The sequence below is a fragment of the Gloeocapsa sp. DLM2.Bin57 genome, assembly GCA_007693955.1.
Taxonomy (GTDB): domain Bacteria; phylum Cyanobacteriota; class Cyanobacteriia; order Cyanobacteriales; family Gloeocapsaceae; genus Gloeocapsa.
Genome location: RECR01000053.1, coordinates 21,560 through 43,138 on the forward strand (window position 1 = coordinate 21,560; position 21,579 = coordinate 43,138).

A 21,579-nucleotide genomic window follows, 5' to 3' on the forward strand; every position below is an offset into this window, starting at 1 on the left:
AGTACCTAAAGGTATTAACATTAATGTCGGTGGAACAGTTATAAGATAATAAGGGACAAACTGATGATCGCAGTAGCCATATTAGCAGCTGGACGAGGTACTAGGATGAAATCTGACTATCCTAAAGTCTTACATACCTTGGGAGGGCGATCGCTCGTAGAAAGAGCTATCAATAGCTGTAATTTAATTAATCCTGCTCATTTTTTCGTTATTGTAGGTTACCAAGGAAATTTAGTTAAACAAGCTTTAAACCATCTAGAGGGGATAGAATTTGTCGAACAGTCTCAACAATTGGGGACAGGTCATGCGATCCAAAAACTGTTACCGATTTTGACGGATTTTGAAGGAGATTTACTGGTTTTAAATGGAGATGTTCCTTTATTGCGTCCTGAAACTATTAATGAATTGCTGATTACTCATAAAAATCATGGTAATGCAGCTACTCTCCTCACTGCACATTTACCTAACCCTAAAGGTTACGGAAGGGTTTTCTGTGATGGTCAAAATCTTGTTACCCAAATTGTGGAGGATAAAGACTGTAACGCAGCACAAAAGCAAAATCACCGTATCAACGCGGGAATTTATTGTTTTAATTGGCAAAAATTAGCTACCGTTTTACCCCAATTAACCTCTAATAATAGTCAAAATGAATATTATTTAACTGAAGTATTTAATTATTTAGAACAGGTTATGGCTCAAGATATCCCTGATTACTTGGAAATCCTAGGGATTAACGATCGCCAACAATTAGCTACTGCCTATGATATTTTACAAACTAGGGTCAAGGATGCTTGGATGACTAAAGGTATCACTATGGTTGCTCCTGATACGATCACTATTGATGATTCTGTTCAACTCCATCCTGATGTGGTTATTGAACCTCAAACTCATCTGCGCGGTAATACGGTTATTGGGGCGGGTAGTCGGATTGGTCCTGGTTCTTTGATTGAAAATAGTCAGATTGGTAATAATGTTACGGTTATGTACTCAGTGGTCACTGATAGTATTGTTGAGTCCCATACTCGTGTTGGTCCTTATGCTCATTTACGTGGTCAAGCTATTATAGGTGAGGGTTGTCGCGTCGGTAACTTTGTAGAGATTAAAAATAGTTCTCTCGGGGCTAAAACTAATGCAGCTCATCTGAGTTATCTTGGTGATGCTACCTTGGGTGACCAAGTTAATATTGGTGCAGGTACAATTACTGCTAATTATGATGGGGTTAAAAAACAGCCTACTACTATAGGCGATCGCTCGAAAACTGGCGCTAATAGTGTTCTTGTCGCTCCTGTCAACCTAGGAGCAGATGTCACTGTAGCTGCAGGATCTGTGGTTACTAAAGATGTTCCTGATGACTCTTTGGTTATTACTCGTCCTCCTCAAGTTGTTAAACCAGGATGGCGTCCTCAACCTGAAGTTTAACGTAGATGTTGCATCTGAGGACAAAAGTTACTGATTGAGGTAGGGTTTAGGGAGTTCGGTGGAACGGTGGCAGGGTATTATTTTTTTTATATAACATATTTCCGTATCCCTACTCCCCTCTCCCTCTGGTAACTAAAATAGCGCGAAAATCGTTAACATTAGTCAGGGTAGGACCTGTGATTACTAAAGAGTTTAACTGAGCAAAAAAAGAATAACTATCATGATTAGTTAAATATTCTTGAGGATTTAAACCTAATTCCCTAGCCTGTTGTAGGGTAAATGGTGTAATAATCGCACCTGCGTTATTTTCTGAACCATCGATACCATCAGTATCACAAGCGATGGCGTAAACATGGGGTAAACCATCAAGAGCGATCGCCAGAGAGAGGAGAAATTCGCTATTAGGTCCTCCTTTTCCCTGTTTAGAGAGGGTTACTGTTGTTTCTCCACCTGAAAACATTACACAGGGAGGGGCGAGGGGTTGTCGATGACGGACTATTTGTTGTACGATACCCGCGTGAACTATACCTACTTCTTTGGCTTCTCCTTGGATAGAGTCTGAGAGAATAAGGGTGTTATAACCATGAGTCTGGGCTAAATTAGCCGCCGATTCTAAGGAGATTTCGGGAGTAGCAATCAGGAGATTTTGCACTGTGTGTAGGCGCTTATCCTCGGGGAGAATAACTGGAGAGGGATTAGTGGTTAGATATTGTTGTAGATGAGGGGATAAGGGTATCTGATATTGGTGGAGAATAGCTAAAGCGTCTGTAGAGGTGATAGAATCCCCAATAGTAGGACCTGAAGCGATGACGGTTAAATCATCTCCGGGTACATCAGAGATAATTAAACTAACCACTTGAGCCGGATAAGCCGCTATAGCGAGTCTTCCTCCTGCTGAGAGAGAGAGATGTTTACGTACTGTATTAATTTCTTTAATATTAGCTCCACAGCGTAACAGTTGTTGATGGATATTGATCACATCTTCTAAATTTAACTCGGGAGGAGGAAGGGTTAATAAAGCTGAACCACCTCCAGAAAGCAGACAAATTACTAAATCATGGGGGGTTAAATTACTAACTAAATTAAATATCTGTTGTGTGCCTTCTACAGCATTATGATCAGGTATAGGGTGAGAGGCTTCTTTTACTTGTATTTTATCGGTTTTGACCCTATGTCCATAACGAGTAATAACTAAACCCGTGAGATCTTGTTCCCAATTATCCTCAACAACTTTCGCCATTAAAGCGGCTGACTTTCCCCCACCGACGACGATAGTTTTACCTGTTGGTGGGGGTGGTAAAAATTTTGCTAGTCGCTGTTGGGGTAAAGCGACGGTTACTGCTTGGTTAAATAGTGTAGTTAATAATTCTCTCAATTTATGTACTTTTGTAACGTTTCTTTAAATCAGGGGTGAATTGACGTGATATCATAGATTTTGGCGTTTTTATTTAATTGAAGCAATGGAATTTCTAACTAGTATTTTCAGTAACCTTAACTATGAAGCGATTGTTCAGTTGACTTTTGTAGCTTTAATTATGCTAGCAGGACCTATTGTTATTTTTGTGCTAGCTTTTCGCGGGGGAGACCTTTAAATGTCTGTAGAGTTGTCGTTGCTAGTTTCTAGTTGAGACAGTAAATCAGCAAAAGCTAGACCACGATGACTCACCCGTTGTTTTAATTCTGGACTCATTTGGGCGAAAGTTTGTTGATATTGGGGTACATAAAAAATAGGGTCATAGCCAAAACCATTGCTACCTGTAGGGGTGGTGCTAATTTCCCCGTGACAGATACCGATCGCCGAAGCAAAAATTGACCCATCAGGAGAGGCGATCGCCACAGCACAGATAAACTGGGCACGTCGATTGGGATTGCCTTCTAATTCTTTAAGTAATTTATTAATCCGCTCTGAATCTGTTCTAGCATAACGAGCAGAATAGATACCAGGTGCACCGTTGAGAGCTTCCACCGTTAAACCAGAATCATCAGCGATCGCCCATTGGTTGAGAGTTTTGGCGACGGTACTAGCTTTGAGACGAGCATTTTCAGTGAAAGTCAACCCTGTTTCTACGACCTCAAGTTCAGGAGGTTTTAACTCTAATTGCCAATCTTTAGCGGTTAAATACTCTTGCATTTCTTTAAGTTTACCAGGGTTACTAGTGGCGACGACTAATTTTTTCATTTTATGAGAAGACCTATTGCTATTGACTTATTTTCAGGTTGTGGTGGAATGTCCCTCGGTTTAGAAGCAGCTGGATTTAATATTGTAGCAGCTGTAGAAATTGACTTAATACACACTTTAGTGCATCATTTTAATTTTCCCTATAGTGTCAGTATTTGTAAAGATATTAGAGAATTAACCTCTAGAGAACTACTTAAGGCTATAGAAGCTAAAGGTTATGCTACTGAAATAGACCTTATCGCTGGTGGTCCTCCTTGTCAAGGTTTTTCTTGTATAGGAAAAAGACAACTCGATGATCCTCGCAATTCATTGGTATTTGAATATTTTCGCATAATTAAAGAAATTAAACCCAAATATTTTTTATTTGAAAATGTGCCGGGAATTGCTTCTGGTAAACATCAAAAACTTCTCCAAGAATTAATTCGAGAATTTGCTAAAATCGGTTATACAATTACAGAACCAATTGCTATTCTAGACGCTTGTTTTTATGGTGCTCCACAGAAGAGAAAAAGATTGATTATTTGTGGTTCTAGATTAGACGTAAAACAAGTAAAGTATCCTGAACAATCTCACTCCCATGAATTAAAACCTCTATCTACTTGCGGAGAAGCAATAGATGATTTAAGGATTCATCAAGCATATATAGGAGAAGATCTAGGAATTGATGCTAATGTTTTAGATTATTCTGGTTTTAGGAAAAGCTATTCTTTAAATCCTAGTGGTGAATTTTCTTTATGTCATACTAGACAAGTTTCTAACCGAGTTTATGGGCATTTAGGATCACATCATCTCGAGAAAACAATTCAAAGATTTAAGACAACATTACCTGGAAATATTGAAAAAACAAGTAGATTTTTTAAACTAGCCTATGATGGACAATGCAATACCTTAAGAGCAGGAACTGGAAGTGACAAAGGAGCATATACAGCACCTCGTCCCATACATTATTCTGAGCCTAGATGTATAACGATTAGAGAAGCAGCTAGATTACATACTTTTCCAGATTGGTTTCGTTTTCATAACACTATTTGGCATGGTTTTCGAGAAATTGGTAACGCTGTTATACCTTTTTTAGCTAAATCATTGGGAGAAGAAATAATTAAAGCAATGAATCTTCAGGCTAATAATTTTGAAACTAACACTTTAATTGCTCAAGAGGAAGATATCTTAAAATTCAATATGAAACAAGCTTTAAAATATGGGGATATTAATAAAAAAAACTGGTGAGTAACGCCCACCAGCTAGAGTTGTGCTTGAGATTTTAAACTCTGTCTATATAGAGATTAGATTCTACAGGAACTTCTGGTATTGACCAACTTTGAGGATCTAGATTAACATCGGCAAATTTTCTAGCGTCAAAGATTGGCTCTTTAATACCCTGTTTGATTTGTTGGTCAAAGTCTTTCATAACTCTCAAACCAAGATTGGCTAGTTTAAACAAAGCGACTATATTGACGATTGCTAATAACCCCATGGTTAAATCAGCGAATCCAAATACAGTACCCAAGTCTTGTACAGCACCCCAGATAATTAAAGCTAGAGTTAAGACACGAAAGATATTAAAAACTAGCTTATTTCCTTCAGTAAAGAAATTCAGACTGTTTTCACCTAGGTAATAGTTATAGATAATCGAGGTAAAAGCAAATAGTACTAGGGCTATACTGATAAATCCTCTTCCCCAACCGCCAAGGTGTTCAGCCATGGCTGACTGAGTTAAGAGTATTCCTCCTTGTTCTTCACTTCCTGGTTGATAGACGTTAGATAAGAGAATAACCGAAGCTGTACAAGTACAGAGAATGATTGTGTCAACAAATACGCTGAATGATTGAATGATACCTTGATTAGCTGGATGTTTGACATAAGCTACCGCGGCTACATTAGGTGCACTTCCTAAACCTGCTTCATTGGAGAATAGACCTCTTTTGACACCGAAGATTAAAGCCACACCAATTCCACCCGCGATCGCTTGGTTTAAACCAAAAGCGCTGCTAATAATTAGAGATATTACTGATGGTAACCGTGTTATGTTAGTAATTAATACAAATAAAGCCATCAAGAAGTAACCACCAGCCATCGCAGGTACGATAAATTCAGCTAGTTGTGCAATTCTTTTTACTCCACCAAAAATCACCAATCCCAAAACGATCATTAAAACCAATCCAGTGATACTGGTAGGAATACCAAAGGTATCATTAACAGAGGTTGCTACTGTATAGGATTGAACAGCGTTAAAACCAAAACCAAAGGTTACTAGTAATAAAAAGGAAAATATAGATCCCATCCAACGTTGACCTAAAGCTTTTTCCATATAATAAGCAGGTCCACCGCGATAAGTTCCATCGGGTTGAGTTTGTTTAAAGACTTGTGCTATAGCACATTCAAAAAAGCTAGTAGCCATACCAATTAAAGCAATCAACCACATCCAGAAGATTGCTCCAGGACCTCCGATACTGATCGCTACGGCTACTCCCGCTATATTACCTGCTCCTACACGACCTGCTACACTTAGGGCTAGGGCTTGAAATGAGCTTACTTGTCCTTCTTCGGTCTCAAAGGAATTCCCCAACATGCCAAACATGTGGAAAAAGTAACGAAATTGTACAAACTTGGAACGGATGGTAAATAGTAACCCAATGGCGACTAGTGCTACTATGAGTATTTTTCCCCAGAGTAATTCATTTAGAAAATCTAGCATCAATAATTAAGCCTTTTTTGTTAAATCAAAGTAAATCTTAATTGATCAGGATAAATGATTTTGTTACTCTTAATACAACTCTAAGTTGTTGTATCTGCTCTCCCGTACTTGTGGTAATAAGTAAAAAAAGAGTGTTTATAGGCAAGCTAACTTCCTAGCAATAAATGCCTAAAAAACATTATTAGACAACTTTACTTTACTAGTAAAACCGATTTAACGGTACGAATAACTCTTTCTTGTTGATCAGAAATTTGACCATAATAAGTCTGATTATCCCAATATAAACTAGTAGAACTCCCACCATCTAAATTAAGAACTTTTTTAAGACCCAAACCCCGACAAAAATCAGCTAGTTCTGTTAAAGATAAACCCTGTTTAGGTTGTTTTTGGGTAACAATAATCCAGAGTAAATCCCCCCTAGTAGTAAGAGCGATCGCTGTACGAGAATTAGGTTGATTAATACCGAGAACATCTCTAACCAATTGCCCATCCTGATCAGCGACAAAACCTTCACTGATAGCGGTTAATTCTGGTAATAACTGAGGACCTCCCCCTAAAGCATCAACTAGAGTACAATCAGGGGGAATTGGTTCATTACGGGTAACGATATCGTAACGATTGTTATGATCACATTGGTAACGTCGAAACTCGCTACGATTGAGGATTAAAGGAAGATAGGGTGTTAAATCCGGGTTATTAATTAGTCTGGGGTTATCCCGAGGATCAGCGATAGTTTGACCATTTTGGATTAGATAAGAGGTAGAGAGTTGATTCTGAGGATCAAAATAACCACCATTGAGAACAGCGATCGCCCCTGATTGGGTAGCAAATTCACCAACTGTAGCTAATTGGGGACTTTTAGCAACCGTTACTACCCCTGAGAAGGTATGAGGAATTAGCAAGGTATAAATAACAGCTTGGGGTAAATCGTAGGTTTGATACTGTAATTGGGGTGAAGCAGTAGCAAGAGTGCTAACTAATGCGAGGCAAAAGGCAAGAGGCAAAAGGCAAGAGTAGGAAAAATTCATTGTTTTTGTCTCTTAATTGTCAAACACCATGATTAACTAGAAAAGCGAAACAGTAGGAATTGAGTAACTTGTTCTGGTCTAAAATTATCATCACTAACTAAAATCAGACTTTGACTACCATCGGGTAAACGTGGACCTAGGGTCATTCCTTCAAGGTTATCTAATTCAATTCCTAACTCATCTAAATCTAGTAGTAGTTTCTTATGTATTGGTTGAATACCGCGGAGATCTCCTGCTAAACTAGTGACACCTGCGGTATCAGTAGCGTTAGCAATAACTATCTCAAAGATTTTTGCACCAAATCCAGAAAGACTAAAAGTACGTTCTAAAGCTAAAAAATGACCTTCTGTGTTTAAGGCGAATAATTCGGTTAAACCATTACTCATCGTATCAATATAGGGATCTGGTTCGAGTAGATAGAGATGTTCTCCCACTAAAATAGGATCACCGATAGTATTCATCACATAGTGCATCATGCGGATAGGGGCTGATTGTTGTTGATCACTAGTATCTTGAATCAGAGAGGATTCTACCGCGGTAAATAAACGAAAAGGGTCACCAGGTGCTAGACTTTTAGGACTCAGGGTAAGAGATTCAAAACCGAGGTTTTCCCTGACTCCTTGATCGGGAGGGTTAAAGTAGCGTTGGGGAATTTTCAGACTATTTTTTAATGTTCCTTGGGTAAGATCGTATTCTTGAATAAAGGGTGCAATGTTGTTGCTAGGTACACCTTCACTACTGATAAAGACGCTTTGACGGGGTGAGAGAGCAATTCCTTCAGGATCAATCGTTCCGGTGGGGTAGGTTTGTCCTTGTTCATTGAGCAAGACAGTCATTCCCTCTACACTTACTTTAGCAATAGTTGAACTATCGCTAAAGTCTAGGTTGAGGGTGTAAAAACGAGCTGGTGCTAATTGCGAGCGATCATCAGAAATAGCTAGCAGTTTTCCATTGCTACTATCATAACTTAAACCTGATAAACCACCAACAGGAGTGTTTTGAAATTCTTGTTTAGGTAGTTGATATTCTCCGAGAAATTCTAAAGAAATGCCTAAAAATAGTCTGTCTTCGGCGCTAACTTGTGGCGAAATGGTACAACCAGAGACTATAATAGCAATTATTACAATAAGAATTACTTTAATGTTATTAAAACTTTTAGTGATCATCTTGGTTTATTTTGGTGCTATAACTAATCCAGGGATGGCTTCTCCTTTAGAGAGTACCACACCTGATCCCCTCTTACCTAGTATCGATCGTCCTTTAACTTCTTTTGAGCGTTATCGTCTTCAAAAAGCGATCGCCGCTTTAGATGCTCAAGCTCAAGCTAAACTAGCAATAGGGTTGGTTGATGAAGCTTTTGCTCTTTGGTATGAGGAGTTAAGGTTACAACGAGCTTTAGGATTAGCAGAGGAGTTAACTGCTTTAGGAAGAGTAGGAGCGATCGCCTGGTCAGAAAATCGTCCAGAAGATGCGAGTATAATCAGCGATCGCTTAGAAACTATTGAGCAGGAATTACCTCCTGATTCTCCCTTCTGGCTAGATTTAGGAAAAGCTTATCAACAGTTGCGCAAATGGGCAGAAGCGATTAACATCTATGAGCAATTATTAACCCAATCAGAAGATCAAAAAGAAATTTTAGACAATTTAGGAGAATTATATCTAGCTAGATTCGACTATAACAATGCAGCTAGAGTCTATACAGAATTATTAGAAATAGCTCGTTTACAGTCTGATACCTTCGCTGAGAGTAATTATCTCCAAAAATTAGCCGAAATTTATAGCGAAATATCTAATCCAGAAAATGCCGTCATAATTAAAGAGCAATTGGTAACAACTTATACAGACAATCAACAACTTACCGATTTAGCCTTACTGAGACTGTCTCTGGGTTTAGATTATCAAGCTCTTAATGAAATTACCCTAGCTAGTCAAAACTATCAAGAAGCCTTTACCATAGCATGGTCACAACAACAATATGGTCTAGCGGCTGAAGCGAAAGCACATCAAGCTAACCTTTATCACAGTTCAGGAGAATTAGAGCAAGCTTTACAAATATATCAGGAATTAGTGGAAATTTACCAACAGTCTTACAATTTATACGGTTTGATGACTACTTATGACCAAATTGCTAAAATATATACAGCACAAAATAAGTATAATGAAGCTCTGATAGCTTTAGAAAGAGGTTTAGAAGTAGCCCAATCTCTCAACTATGAACAAGCTTATTTTGAGTCTCAAATTGCCCAAATACGCGCTAAATTAACAGAATGACTAGTAAATCAATCGCTTTTCTCGGATTAGGGGTAATGGGAGGTCCAATGACCGCTAATCTTGTCCGTGGAGGTTTTCAGGTTAAAGCTTGGAATCGAACGAGCGATCGCCCTGGAGTAAAAATAGCCGCTGACGCGGGGGCTAGTGTAGTTAAAACTATTACAAAAGCTGTTCAAGATGCCGAGATAATCTTCTCTTGTTTAGGAGATGTTCCCGACGTAGAAGATGTCTTATGTGGAGAGTCAGGAGTGATTAAACACGCTCAACCCTCTAGTCTGGTGGTAGATATGAGTACCATTGGCGCAACTGCGGCGATCGCCATTGGGACAAAACTAGCCGAAGCAGGTTTACGTTTTCTCGATGCTCCTGTTTCTGGGGGTGATATTGGCGCGCAACGTGGTACTCTAACTATTATGGTTGGAGGAGAGTTAGCAGACTTCAACGCTTGTCAACCTTGTTTTCAGGTGATGGGCAAAAATATTTATCACTGTGGACCTTTAGGAAGTGGACAAGGAGTTAAACTCTGTAATCAGGTTCTCGTTTCTCTACATATGGTAGCTCTTTGTGAAGCGATTAATCTAGCTCAATTGCAAAACATTGACCCTAATTTAATGATTCAAGTTTGTAGTACAGGTGCTGCGGGTTCTTGGGCTTTAAGTAATCTAGGTCCTAAAATTACTTCATCTGATTTGAATCCCGGTTTTATGATTAAACATATACTCAAAGATTTACGTCTAGTTAAAGAACAAGCACAACCTGAACATTTACCAGGTGTTGATCTAGCGGATTATTTGTTTAAATTAGTGGGACAATTAGATGAGGGTAAGGGTACTGAATTAGGAACTCAAGCAATGATTCGCGCTTATCTATCTTAAATGTTTTTGCAGCAATTACAGTTATTTTGCTTTCGCAATTATCTAGAACAAAAGGTCAATTTTGACGCTAATAAAACTATCCTATTAGGTGATAACGCTCAAGGTAAAACTAATCTCCTCGAAGCAGTGGAATTAATGGCTACTCTCAAAACTCAACGCGCTAAAAAAGACCAAGATTTAATCCTTGAAGGAAAAGAAGAAAGTCGCATTCTTGCTAGTTTAGAACGTTCCTATGGTTCAACAGAAGTCGCTATGACTTTACGTAGTTCCGGGAAACGTTCCATTAGTCTTAATCAGGAAAATCTCCGACGTCATCTAGATCTTTTAGGTGTGGTTAATACCGTACAATTTTCTAGTCTGGATTTAGAATTAGTCAGAGGTGCTCCTGAAGTTCGTCGTAATTGGTTAGACGCTCTGTTGGTGCAGTTAGAACCAGTTTACGCCTATATTATTCAACAATATCACAAAATTTTACGCCAACGCAACGCCCTACTTAAACAACTGTATAAACAAAATTCCCCACCAGTAGCTGATCATCTCACTGAATTAGGGATCTGGGATGCTCAATTAGCAGCGTTTGGATCTAGAGTAATCAGACGTAGGGCTAGAGTGTTAACTAGGTTAACTCCCTTAGCTCAAAATTGGCATCAACAAATCAGCGGAAACACTGAATTATTAGAGATTAACTATAGTCCTAATGTCTGTTATAGTCTTGATGAACCCCAACAGGTACAACAAGCTTTTTTAGTAGCAATCAGCGATCGTAGCGTTATTGAACAACAACTCGCAACAACCGTAGTTGGACCTCATCGCGATGATATAGAGTTATTAATCAATCAAACTCCTGCTAAATCTTACGGCTCACAGGGACAACAACGAACTTTAGTACTATCATTAAAATTAGCAGAATTAGACTTAATTGAGCAAATTATTGGCGAGTCTCCTATTTTATTACTTGATGATGTCCTCGCGGAATTGGATTTACACCGACAAAATCAATTACTAGAAGCGATTTCTTCTCGTTGTCAAACTCTGATTACTACTACTCACCTTAATTCTTTTGAACAAGACTGGTTAAAAGCTGCTCAAATCCTTTCAGTTAAAGCGGGTAGTATTCATATGGAATAGGGAGAAATGCGCGAATTAAGAATTAAGAATGAGGCAAGAGATGCACTTATGGGGTATATTATATAGGAATAACAACACCTAAAACCTAATAACTAAGCAAGCTAAAACAGCTAATCCACACCACCCCATTAACCCCGCTAAGGGGTTACCATCAATACCTGTAACCCAATCGGGAACAACTTCAGTATAACTAATTAATTTACCTACATTGAGAAGATAATAACTAGAGACTAAACCACCATGTATCCCGATCGCCATTCCGAGACGTTGTTGTTGCAATCTCTTAGTTTGGACTAAAATTAAACCTAGGGCTATTAGTGCGGGTAATTGTGGTAAAGTTCTGATAATCTCCCCAAGGGGTTTGAGAAAATGTAACAACCCAAAGATTAGCCCATTTAACCACATCGCCTTAATTGGGGTATAGTCTCTCTCCAACTCGTCTAGTAACCAACCCCTAAATAATAATTCTTCGGCAAAACCAATAGCAATACCAATTAAGATACCTTCTAGAGTGATTATGGCTAAATTATCCTTACCAGGTTGCCAATTTAGCCACCCTAAGACTCCCTGAATAACAAAGATACCTAAACAAACCACAAAACCGAGAGTAAATCCTTGACAAAAGTTTTGCGCGTTTTGACGAGTATTAACTAGTCCATAACGTTTTAATAGGTTAGGATGATTATAAACTCGTTTTCCCCACTGTTGGATCAACCCCAAAAATATTAGGTATAGTAATCCCATAGTTAGGATACTAACTAGATTGGGATCTTTACCTAATAACCAGTATAGGGGAGCAGCTAAGGGTAACCACAGCACCAACAAAGTTACTAGGAATAGGGTTAACCTAGCTGGTGCTGGGTAAAAAGCTATTTTTTTGATATATGCAGGTTTCAAGTTAATTATTCTGCAGGTTCGATACTACTAGTCAAACCATGATTAATTAAAGTTTCTGAGTAAAACTCAGCGTGTTCTAGTTCACAGGTGATTACTAATGCAGTACCGTTGGTGTGAGCTTCCATCATGATATTGACAGCTTGAGGTTGAGTCATACCTGCGACAGTCTGCATCAGAGTTTGCACAACGTACTCCATACTGTTAAAGTCGTCGTTGTGGAGTAAAACGCGATAACGGGGAGCGTGTTTTTTGATGGTTGAGGTTGAACGCTTCTCAATAGTATCTAATGACATAATTAGCCTCCTTCTGTTTATCTTGATTTTATAGTTTGATACTGTTTTGAGCAAGAACCCTTTTTTAGGTAAATATTGTAAACTTATATTAAGGATATAATAGTTTACTTAACAAATCTATGCAAACTGCTGTTTTAAATCAGTCGGGTAATTATTGGCAATGGCTTGGACACTCTATCTATTATGTGCAAGCAGGTGAACATAAAGACGGAAAACCTCCTCTGTTACTGGTTCATGGTTTTGGAGCTTCTACAGACCATTGGCGTCATAATATAGAAGAGTTACAAAAAGATTTTCAAGTTTGGGCAATTGATTTGTTGGGTTTTGGGAGATCGGCTAAACCGGCGATCGCCTATAGTGCTAATTTATGGCGAGATCAACTCTATAACTTTATCAGCGAAGTAATTAAACAACCCGTAGTTTTAGCTGGTAATTCCCTAGGAGGTTATACCTCTCTCTGTGTCGCCGCGCAGCATCATGACGCAGTCAAAGGTTTAATCTTGATTAATACCGCCGGACCATTTAGCGAAACTCAAGCAGTAAGTAAGTCTAGCCCTATTAAAGCATGGTTTGGTCAACTAACTCGGTCTATTTTGTTACAACCTTGGGGAAGTTATTTACTCTTTCAATACCTCAGACAACCTAATATGATTCGTAAGACTCTGAAAAAGGTTTATTGGAATCAAGAAGCGGTTACCGAAGAATTGGTACAAGCTATTTATCGTCCTTCTTGCGATCGCGGTGCAGCTGAGGTATTCGCTGCTGTGTTCAAAAATCCTCAAGGAGAAAAAAACGACGTACTTTTACAACAAATGAACAGCCCCCTGTTAATGTTATGGGGAGAAAAAGACCCTTGGATGGACTCTCGCAGTCGTGGTGCGAAATTCCGCCAATATTACCCTGATTTAACGGAATATTACCTAGAAGCTGGTCATTGTCCCCACGATGAAATACATCAAGAGATTAACCAAATTATGCGTTCTTGGGTCATTTCCCTAGGCTAATTTGTTAATATTTTGTTACAAAGAAAAAAACGTTGCTCAATCGATGTATATAAATATGTTTGGTGGCATTGGTTCTAATCATCAAAAAGGTGCAGATTGGGGAGAAAACCTCCTCAATACGGTTGCTACAAATACCATTCGCCACCTGTTTACTCGAAGTGAAGCAGTAAATGTTCAGGTGTGCTGTCAACCCTCTAGCAAATTACTACAGGGAAGTATTGACAGCTTTAAAATGAGTGGTAGCGGTTTAGTCATTAGACGGGATTTTCGTACCGAAGAAATGTCTTTTGAGACTGACGCGGTATCTCTTGACTTTAGTTCGGTACTCCAGGGTAAAATTGCTCTGAAACAACCTACTCAAGCGATCGCCTTGGTGAAGTTGTCCGAAACAGATATTAATAAAGCTTTCGAAGCGCAATTAGTCAGAAAAAGACTAGAAAATCTGTCTATACCCGCTTTAGATAATCTCTCAGAGGGTAAACCCATTTCTTTTACGGATGTTCAATTAGAGTTATTACCCGAAAATCAACTCAAAGTTTTTGCTAAAGCTAATTTACCCCAAGGATTAATTCCTCTTAGTTTCAGTTGTACTCTAGCTATCCTGAAACGACGACGTCTCCAGTTTAATAATGTTCGCTTTGAACCCGTTGGGATTGAACCTGAGTTACAATCAATCTCAGAAACTCTTACCTATAGTCTTGGTGAAGTTTTAAACGAAATGGTAGATTTAGACCGTTTTGACCTAGACGGTGTCAAAATGCGTCTTAATCGTCTGGAAACCGAAGGAAAATATCTGTTATTTAGTGGTTACGCTGAAATAGAATATTTCCCCCGTATTGGCTAACAAGTAGGGCGCTTTACTCAAGCGTCCCCACTCTCTTAAAGCAATTCTAAAGCTCGTTTAGCTAAATTTTCTGCGGTTAAACCATTATAAGCCATCAATTGACCAGCGCTAGCGGTTGTCTCACCACGTTTCCAGGCGAAAACATCACGAGGTGCTTGACTACGCAGCATAATTGGTTCTAGCATCGCGCTACTACCACCTGTAACCCCAATCAGAGCGTCTCCACCGCATAAGTTAGTAAAGGCTGCATCGTCTAAAAACTGACCATCACCTTGAGTACTATGTTCCCAATCTACATCACTAGGACGATAAAAACGACGAGGACTAATCACCGAGAGGATACGTACACCAATACCCTGATTTTGCAGAAGCTCTGCTGCTGCTAATACAGGAGTCAAAGTCATATCCCCGATGACCGCAAATACAACTTTTTGTTTACCTTCGGTTTCTTGCAGAATAAAACCACCTTCTTCTAAAGCTTGTTCGGTTTGAGCAAAAGTAGATAATATGGGTAGAGGAGATTTACTAGCGGTGATGGTAATACCTTTATTTTTCTGAGTTAAAGCCCATTGATAGCAAACTTGAATACTATTAGCATCACAAGGAAATAAGGGGAAGACATTGCCATTGCGCATCATCGCTGCAAAATAGTTCTCAATCTCAGGACGTTGATGAGTCCAACCGTTGCGACCTTGTTCTAAAGCTCCTGCTGTAAACAGAGTAACCGTGGCTGGCGTAGTTCTTCTTAATTCAGTCATAGCTTGAGTGACGGTTTGCCAAATAGGTAGCCCATTAATGGCAAAAGATTCATAGGAACACCATAAGCTACGAGAGCCAAATAAAGCTAAAGCTGCTGCTAATCCTGCACAAGCATCCTCGCTGAGAGGCTCATACACTTGACCTTGAGGACCTTGAAAATAATCTTCATCTACCGTGGGATGGACGATTTTAAGGGCGACATTGATATTGTTAATCCCTGAAGCTGCGTTACCATCTGCGTTAGTGACAACAAAGTTGGGGTCTTGTTTACCAACGTGAGCCACTAATTCTCCCATAGCGGTGGTAGCTACTTTCTTTTCTGCTGCGATGGGGAATTCTACTAAGGGTAGTTCTCCTAATTCTGGTAAGGGTAATTCTGCTTCAGTAACTACATGACTCGCTGCAGGTCCTCCCCCTGAACGTTCAAAGTTAGTTCTCACTAATTGCCAAGCTTCTACGGGTAAAGCTCGCTCTTTTAAGGCTGCCACAATCTCAGCGTTGTCTAGGGTATGATGAGGGTAGAGATTATGGGATTTAGCGCCACGAGCGTGGACTCCTGCGCCTTTGAGTTGTTTGACAATGAGTACTGTTAGTTTTCCACTTAAAGCTGATTCTGCTGCTTTAGCAGTGGCTTCTAAGACTGCTTGGGTAAATTGTAAACGAGCTGAGAAAGAAAATTCTGTACTATCTACATACTCTCCTGGTTGTTGAGTATCGTCATAGTCTTTAGCGTTAACTAAGATAATCTCTTCAAAACCATTACCACGCCAATACTCGATCATTTCGGCGTTGGTTTTAGTGGAAACCATGCTATGATGTTCTTGACTATAACCATTCCAGACTAAAATCGGTAAGAAATTAGTTACTTGGGGATAGGCGGTATGAAAGTGACCAAAACTACTCATAATGTATGGTTCTCCTAGTCCTCCATCCCCAATGGTTACAGGGAATAGTATTTCAGGATGTAGTTTAGCTCCTGCCATAGCGAAATGTTGCCCTTGTCCTAATGGTCCTGCTGGGTTGAGTAAACCAGGAATCTGTCCGGAAAGATGTCCTAGTAAACCGTGCATTTCCCGAAAACGTTCTCTGAGTTGGCTAACGGTTGTAATACCCATTTTCTCCAAAGAACGATCTAAAAACATTGTACTATAAAAACCAGGGGCGTGATGTCCTACTTCTGTAAGGATATTTTTATGCCCTAACATAATTAAAGAGGCGATCGCCTCTGTGATGCTAGCAAATCCCCCAGGGTGTCCTGATGCTTTACTCGCGGTTATTTGCAGTGTTAAATAGCGTAGTGCATCGGCAGCTAGTAAAGTTTGAAAGACAGCTTGTTGCTCCTGTGGCGAGGCAATTTTCACCTCTGTTAATTTGATCGCCGCTTCTTTGCCGTATTTCTGGTATTCTGCTCCTGCTTCACCGAAATATTGTATTCCTTGACAAAAAGCGGGAATTGTGCTAGCTACAGTCATATGGCTTGATCCGTTATATGGTTAATTTTGAAGATAACCTTAATTTTAGCAAAAAGGATACACTTTACTCTTTATTTATGGATATAAGTACTATTATTCAAAATTATAGTTGCGGTTATTTTTTAATGGCTGATGATGATGACAGATTAGGCTGGTATTCTACTAATCGACGTACTGTAATGCCTCTTGATTCTCGGTTTACTTATCCTAAATCTCTACGTCGCGCTATCAATCAACAACGGTTTCAAGTCAGGATTAATCAAGATTTTTTAGCTGTTTGTGAAGGTTGTGCTAATCGAGAAAGTACCTGGATTTCTCCAGAATTAATCAAGATTTATTACCAATTATATCAAGCAGGATGGGCTTATAGTTTTGAAACCTGGGAACAAGATCAATTAGCAGGTGGAGTTTTAGGTATTGCGATTCGGGGTGTTTTTATCGGTGAATCAATGTTTTATCAAATACCAGAAGGATCTAAGGTAGCTTTAGTAAAATTGGTAGAATATTTGCGCCAACGCGGTTATCTTCTCTTTGATGTACAAATGCAAAACCCCCATCTCGAAAGGTTTGGCAGTTATCTGATCGGCGATCGCCAATATCAGTCTTTACTACAACAAGCCCTAAAGATTAATTGTAATTTTGTTGACTAGTGTTAAAATCCTTATAAAAAATAATCCCACGGATTGATTGTCTAAATTAATACAAAAGTTGAGGTTTGCCATGAGAGATAATCGTAGAATAGAGCCACAATCGCAGAAACAAGTATCAGAAAATCAAACTGGATCGCGTAATTCAAAGGCTATGGTTTGTTTAGCTCTTTCCATGGGAGCAACTACAGCGTTATTACCTGAGCAAGTAGTAGCCAACTCTTTAGCAAATCCAGTTCAAGCACAAGGATTTAATTTAGATAAACAGCTTAAATCTAGTCCCGTCAACCCCAGACATACTAGTAATCAAGCACTTAACCTCATCAAAAAAGATAAACAAACAACTACCTCTTTAACGACTGTTAAAGTCAATAAACCTCCTAAAACCATAGATTTAAATAGTAACTTACCAGAAGAAACAGTACATATAGTTAAATTTGGAGATACAATCAATGAAATAGCCGCGAGTTATCGAGTCTCTCCCCAAGAATTAGCTAGTATTAATCAAATTTCTAATCCTGAACTGATCGAAGTCAATCAACGTTTAGTTATTCCTAAAGCACCTAAACCAACAGCGGAAGTAGCTACACCCCCAACTCAAGATCCTCATCTCACCAGATTAAGAGCGGAGGTTATCAGATTACGACAAGAACATCAAAGACCAGAAAATACCCCTGTACAGTTAGTAAGTGTTACTAAAACCGAAACCAAAACAGCAGAACCAATATCACCAATTTTAGCCAAATTTAGAGAAGACGTAGTCAGACTGCGCAAACAGTACGAAAGTGAACAACCAGAACAACCCTCGATAATTGCTAGTGTACAACCTTCTGATGTAGGAACAACAGAAACGGAAATAGTCGCCCGTCAACCCAATATACCCGAATTACCTCCCTTACTTGCTCCCGAAGAATACTTACCAGAAACACCCCCCAATCTAGAAGTATTCGATGGTTATATTTGGCCGGCCAAGGGAGTATTTACTTCAGGTTTTGGTTGGCGCTGGGGAAGAATGCACCAAGGGATAGATATCGCCGGACCAATTGGTACACCTATTCACGCTGCAGCTTCAGGAGAGGTTATCTATGCAGGTTGGCACGCTTATGGTTATGGTAATTTAGTTAAAATTCGTCATTATAACGGCAGCGTTACCCTTTACGCTCATAATAATCGCCTTTTAGTGCGTCGAGGTCAAACCGTAGAACAGGGTCAACAAATCGCTGAGATGGGTAGCACTGGCTATAGCACAGGTCCTCATTTACATTTTGAGATCCATCCCTATCAACAAGGACCTGTTAACCCTCTAGCTCATTTACCTTCACGATAACTAAGCAGCAGCAGAAAAAGAATTATTATTGAGGACATCTTGATAGTAATTGACTAACTGACGAGTAGCAGCAGACCAACTCCAGCGCTGGGCTTCAGCGCGAGCGCGAGCGCGCATTTGTTCTCTTTCTGTCTCTGTAGATAGTAATTTCTGGGTAGCGGCGATCGCCCCATCTGGGTCATTCGGGTCAAACATGTAACCGTTTACCCCATCGGTAACGATATCGGGTATCCCTCCAGAACGAGCAGCTACTACAGGACATCCTGCCGCCATCGCCTCTAATAACACTAGTCCTAGGGTTTCAGTGCGAGAAGGGAAAACAAAAGCATCAGCGCTAGCGTAAGCCGAAGCTAATTCTAACCCCTGGAGATATCCCACAAAGTGAGTAGGAGTATCAGCAAAATGTGCGGTTAAAGCTTCTCGGTTTGGTCCATCACCTACAATCGCTAAACGCGCACCAGGGATAGCTGCTAAGACGGGTTTAATCTGTTCTATTTCTTTTTCTGCGGATACTCTCCCCACGTAGAGTAATAAGGGTGCTTCCGGGTATCCTTGGGAGAGGCGATCGCGCATGGAGGTAGAAGCTAAATGTGGTTGAAACATTTCTGTATCTACCCCTTTTTGCCAGAGATCTACTCTTTCGATACCGTGTTTGGTTAATTCCTCCACCATTGCGCTAGAGGTACAGAGATTGAGACTGGCTTGATTATGTCCTGCTTTGAGTAATTCCCATAATAAACCTTCTAGAGCACCTAAACCATAGTGCTGTAAATATTGTGGTAAATGAGTATGATATGAAGCTACTAAAGGAATATTCAGAGTTTTGCCATAGTATAACCCTGCTAAACCCAACACCGCGGGGTTAACTACGTGAATTAAATCTGGTTGAAATTCAGCTAAAGCAGTACCAATAGCAGGTCGTGGTAAGGCTAATTTTAACTCAGGATACAATGGTAAAGGAATTCCGGGAACTCCCTGAATTTTTGCTCCTTTATACTCGGTGATACCTCCTTCGGGAGAGAATAGTAAAACTTGGTGTCCCTGTCTTTGCAGGTGTTCTACTGTATGACGCAATCTGGTAACTATACCATCGACTTTGGGTAAAAAGGTTTCTGTAAATAAGGCGATTTTCATAAGCAATTCACAAATTATCGTAAAAAGTAGGGCTAGGTTTTTAACATTTCGGTGAAGACGAGACTGTTGAAGGAAGGAACAATAGAGGATGAGCTAAATACTACAAGTCAAAAAGCCTGTTTTCTATCATTTGTCTTATTTTTACTACAAGGTGATTGTCAAAAACCTACCTTTGTCAGGGAGGGGTAGGGAAAACCCTAACCCTGGGGTTAATTATCTTCTCCAACTAACTTTTGGTAGGATTTGTTCTAAATCAACCCGATCCTTGTATTTAACCGCAAAATTGAGTAAAGAATCAAGTAAGGAATCAGAGAGATAATGGGGTTGTAAACCTAAGTCTAATAACTTGGTGTTTTTGGGGTTGAAATAATGTTCTTCTAATTCTACACGGGGATTGTCTAGATTATTGATTTCTACTTTTAACCCCATTGCTGAACCAGCTTTTTGCACCATTAAGGCTAAATCACCTACGCTGAATGCTTCGGTAAATTGGTTAAACACGCGAAATTGTCCAACATCAGCAGGATTAGCGATCGCCAATTCTACGCAACGTACGGTATCACGAATATCCAAAAACGCTCTGGTTTGTCCACCTGTACCATATACTGTCAGAGGATGACCAATCGCCGCTTGGATACAAAAACGGTTTAAAGCAGTACCAAAGACACCATCATAGTCTAACCGGTTGAGTAGCAATTCATCCATTCCCGTTTCTTCGGTAAGTACTCCATAGACTACCCCTTGGTTTAAATCTGTAGCTCTTAAACCCCAAATTTTACAAGCAAAATGGATATTATGACTATCGTGGACTTTACTTAAATGATAAAAACTACCTGGTTGTTTAGGATAGGGTAAAGTATCTTTACGTCCATTGTGTTCAATCGTGATATATCCTTCCTCGATATCAATATTGGGTGTCCCGTATTCTCCCATTGTTCCTAATTTAACTAGGTGACAATCGGGAAAATCAGACTTCATCGCGTAGAGGAGATTGAGAGTACCAACAACATTATTAACTTGAGTTACAACCGCGTGTTCACGATCAATCATCGAATAAGGTGCGGATCGTTGTTCCCCAAAATGGACGATCGCTTCTGGTTCAAACTCATGTAGTGCTTTACTTAAAAAACCGTAGTCTGTAATGTCGCCAACTAGCAAATCAATAGATTTACCCGTTAAATCACGCCATCTTTTAATTCTAGTGTGAATAGGAGCGATAGGAGTCAACGTATCTACACCGAGTTGATTATCCCAATGACGTCGTACTAAACTATCTAATACCCCTACTTCATATCCTTTGTTAGACAGGTGTAGCGCGGTTGCCCAACCGCAATAACCATCACCACCAATAACTAGTACTTTCATTTTCTTGTCTATTAACCTTGATTTACCAATATTTGGTAAATGTATCAGTTAATGGTACCCTATTGAGCACATATCTTAGTTAGTTTTTGCCCCATCTCCCTAAATTTATACTATACTACATAAACTCTAATAGTTTTTAATTTTAATTTTGGCAAGAGGTTTAATAATGTACGATAATCGAAAGAGAATGAACATTTTTTGACATATTACTTCTTAATCCTCATCTTTTGCCGAAATCACAA

The 21,579-nt window shown here is 39.5% G+C and carries 20 protein-coding genes; 10 read left to right on the forward strand and 10 right to left on the reverse strand.

Features of this window, described 5'->3' with window-relative positions:
* Positions 1 to 63: 63 nt before the first annotated feature.
* The gene (glmU, locus tag EA365_04920; protein TVQ46630.1) at positions 64 to 1,419 is read left to right on the forward strand and encodes a bifunctional UDP-N-acetylglucosamine diphosphorylase/glucosamine-1-phosphate N-acetyltransferase GlmU; all 1,356 of its coding nucleotides are present in this window, start codon (positions 64 to 66) and stop codon (positions 1,417 to 1,419) included.
* 109 nt (positions 1,420 to 1,528) lie between these two features.
* Here glmU and EA365_04925 read toward each other — a convergent pair whose 3' ends face one another.
* Positions 1,529 to 2,794 (reverse strand): glycerate kinase, encoded by a 1,266-nt coding sequence (locus EA365_04925; protein ID TVQ46631.1) that lies wholly within the window; start codon positions 2,792 to 2,794, stop codon positions 1,529 to 1,531.
* Between the two features lie 85 nt (positions 2,795 to 2,879).
* On the opposite strand from EA365_04925, the gene EA365_04930 reads away from it, so the two are divergent.
* Complete coding sequence (locus EA365_04930) at positions 2,880 to 3,011, forward strand: photosystem II reaction center protein Ycf12 (GenBank protein ID TVQ46632.1); 132 nt, start codon at positions 2,880 to 2,882, stop codon at positions 3,009 to 3,011.
* Here the strand turns inward: EA365_04930 and rdgB are convergent.
* Complete coding sequence (gene rdgB / locus EA365_04935; GenBank protein ID TVQ46633.1) at positions 3,008 to 3,598, reverse strand: RdgB/HAM1 family non-canonical purine NTP pyrophosphatase; 591 nt, start codon at positions 3,596 to 3,598, stop codon at positions 3,008 to 3,010. The two genes, EA365_04930 and rdgB, sit on opposite strands and share 4 nt — an antisense overlap.
* A gap of 3 nt (positions 3,599 to 3,601) precedes the next feature.
* Here rdgB and EA365_04940 point away from each other — a divergent pair, with 3 nt between their 5' ends.
* Entirely contained in the window at positions 3,602 to 4,825 is a 1,224-nt protein-coding gene (locus EA365_04940; GenBank protein ID TVQ46634.1) for a DNA cytosine methyltransferase, read from the forward strand.
* A gap of 34 nt (positions 4,826 to 4,859) precedes the next feature.
* Here EA365_04940 and EA365_04945 read toward each other — a convergent pair whose 3' ends face one another.
* From EA365_04945 to EA365_04955, 3 genes are all read right to left on the reverse strand, one after another.
* On the reverse strand, positions 4,860 to 6,293 hold the full coding sequence (locus EA365_04945) for an alanine:cation symporter family protein (GenBank protein ID TVQ46635.1): 1,434 nt from the start codon (positions 6,291 to 6,293) through the stop codon (positions 4,860 to 4,862).
* Between the two features lie 191 nt (positions 6,294 to 6,484).
* On the reverse strand, positions 6,485 to 7,321 hold the full coding sequence (locus EA365_04950; protein TVQ46636.1) for a phosphodiester glycosidase family protein: 837 nt from the start codon (positions 7,319 to 7,321) through the stop codon (positions 6,485 to 6,487).
* Between the two features lie 32 nt (positions 7,322 to 7,353).
* Positions 7,354 to 8,463, reverse strand: a complete 1,110-nt coding sequence (locus tag EA365_04955; GenBank protein TVQ46668.1) for an esterase-like activity of phytase family protein — start codon at positions 8,461 to 8,463, stop codon at positions 7,354 to 7,356.
* Here EA365_04955 and EA365_04960 point away from each other — a divergent pair.
* From EA365_04960 to recF, 3 genes are read left to right on the forward strand one after another with little or no spacing between them, the layout of a single operon-like run.
* Positions 8,369 to 9,592 carry a hypothetical protein gene (locus EA365_04960; protein ID TVQ46637.1) on the forward strand — a complete coding sequence of 408 codons (1,224 nt, stop codon included), beginning with the start codon at positions 8,369 to 8,371 and terminating at the stop codon, positions 9,590 to 9,592. The two genes, EA365_04955 and EA365_04960, sit on opposite strands and share 95 nt — an antisense overlap.
* Positions 9,589 to 10,467, forward strand: coding sequence for an NAD(P)-dependent oxidoreductase (locus tag EA365_04965; GenBank protein TVQ46638.1), 879 nt, complete (start codon positions 9,589 to 9,591; stop codon positions 10,465 to 10,467). Before EA365_04960 ends, EA365_04965 begins: the two co-directional genes overlap by 4 nt.
* Complete coding sequence (gene recF, locus EA365_04970; protein TVQ46639.1) at positions 10,468 to 11,595, forward strand: DNA replication/repair protein RecF; 1,128 nt, start codon at positions 10,468 to 10,470, stop codon at positions 11,593 to 11,595. It abuts the gene before it with no gap.
* Between the two features lie 78 nt (positions 11,596 to 11,673).
* Here the strand turns inward: recF and EA365_04975 are convergent, their stop codons facing one another.
* Complete coding sequence (locus EA365_04975; GenBank protein TVQ46669.1) at positions 11,674 to 12,477, reverse strand: CPBP family intramembrane metalloprotease; 804 nt, start codon at positions 12,475 to 12,477, stop codon at positions 11,674 to 11,676.
* 20 nt (positions 12,478 to 12,497) lie between these two features.
* Positions 12,498 to 12,785 carry an ATP-dependent Clp protease adapter ClpS gene (gene clpS, locus EA365_04980; GenBank protein TVQ46640.1) on the reverse strand — a complete coding sequence of 96 codons (288 nt, stop codon included), beginning with the start codon at positions 12,783 to 12,785 and terminating at the stop codon, positions 12,498 to 12,500.
* A gap of 119 nt (positions 12,786 to 12,904) precedes the next feature.
* Between clpS and EA365_04985 the strand changes: the two genes are divergently transcribed.
* Positions 12,905 to 13,789: an alpha/beta fold hydrolase gene (locus EA365_04985; GenBank protein ID TVQ46641.1), complete on the forward strand. Its 885-nt coding sequence runs from the start codon at positions 12,905 to 12,907 to the stop codon at positions 13,787 to 13,789.
* 55 nt (positions 13,790 to 13,844) lie between these two features.
* On the forward strand, positions 13,845 to 14,633 hold the full coding sequence (locus EA365_04990; protein TVQ46642.1) for a DUF2993 domain-containing protein: 789 nt from the start codon (positions 13,845 to 13,847) through the stop codon (positions 14,631 to 14,633).
* Positions 14,634 to 14,668: 35 nt separating this feature from the next.
* Here the strand turns inward: EA365_04990 and EA365_04995 are convergent, their stop codons facing one another.
* The gene (locus EA365_04995) at positions 14,669 to 16,864 is read right to left on the reverse strand and encodes a phosphoketolase (GenBank protein ID TVQ46643.1); all 2,196 of its coding nucleotides are present in this window, start codon (positions 16,862 to 16,864) and stop codon (positions 14,669 to 14,671) included.
* Between the two features lie 77 nt (positions 16,865 to 16,941).
* Here EA365_04995 and EA365_05000 point away from each other — a divergent pair, with 77 nt between their 5' ends.
* Complete coding sequence (locus EA365_05000) at positions 16,942 to 17,514, forward strand: leucyl/phenylalanyl-tRNA--protein transferase (GenBank protein TVQ46644.1); 573 nt, start codon at positions 16,942 to 16,944, stop codon at positions 17,512 to 17,514.
* Positions 17,515 to 17,584: 70 nt separating this feature from the next.
* Positions 17,585 to 18,838: a LysM peptidoglycan-binding domain-containing protein gene (locus EA365_05005; GenBank protein TVQ46645.1), complete on the forward strand. Its 1,254-nt coding sequence runs from the start codon at positions 17,585 to 17,587 to the stop codon at positions 18,836 to 18,838.
* Here the strand turns inward: EA365_05005 and EA365_05010 are convergent, their stop codons facing one another.
* Positions 18,839 to 19,972 carry a glycosyltransferase family 1 protein gene (locus EA365_05010; protein ID TVQ46646.1) on the reverse strand — a complete coding sequence of 378 codons (1,134 nt, stop codon included), beginning with the start codon at positions 19,970 to 19,972 and terminating at the stop codon, positions 18,839 to 18,841.
* Positions 19,973 to 20,185: 213 nt separating this feature from the next.
* Entirely contained in the window at positions 20,186 to 21,337 is a 1,152-nt protein-coding gene (locus EA365_05015) for an NAD-dependent epimerase/dehydratase family protein (protein ID TVQ46647.1), read from the reverse strand.
* Positions 21,338 to 21,579: the final 242 nt, after the last annotated feature.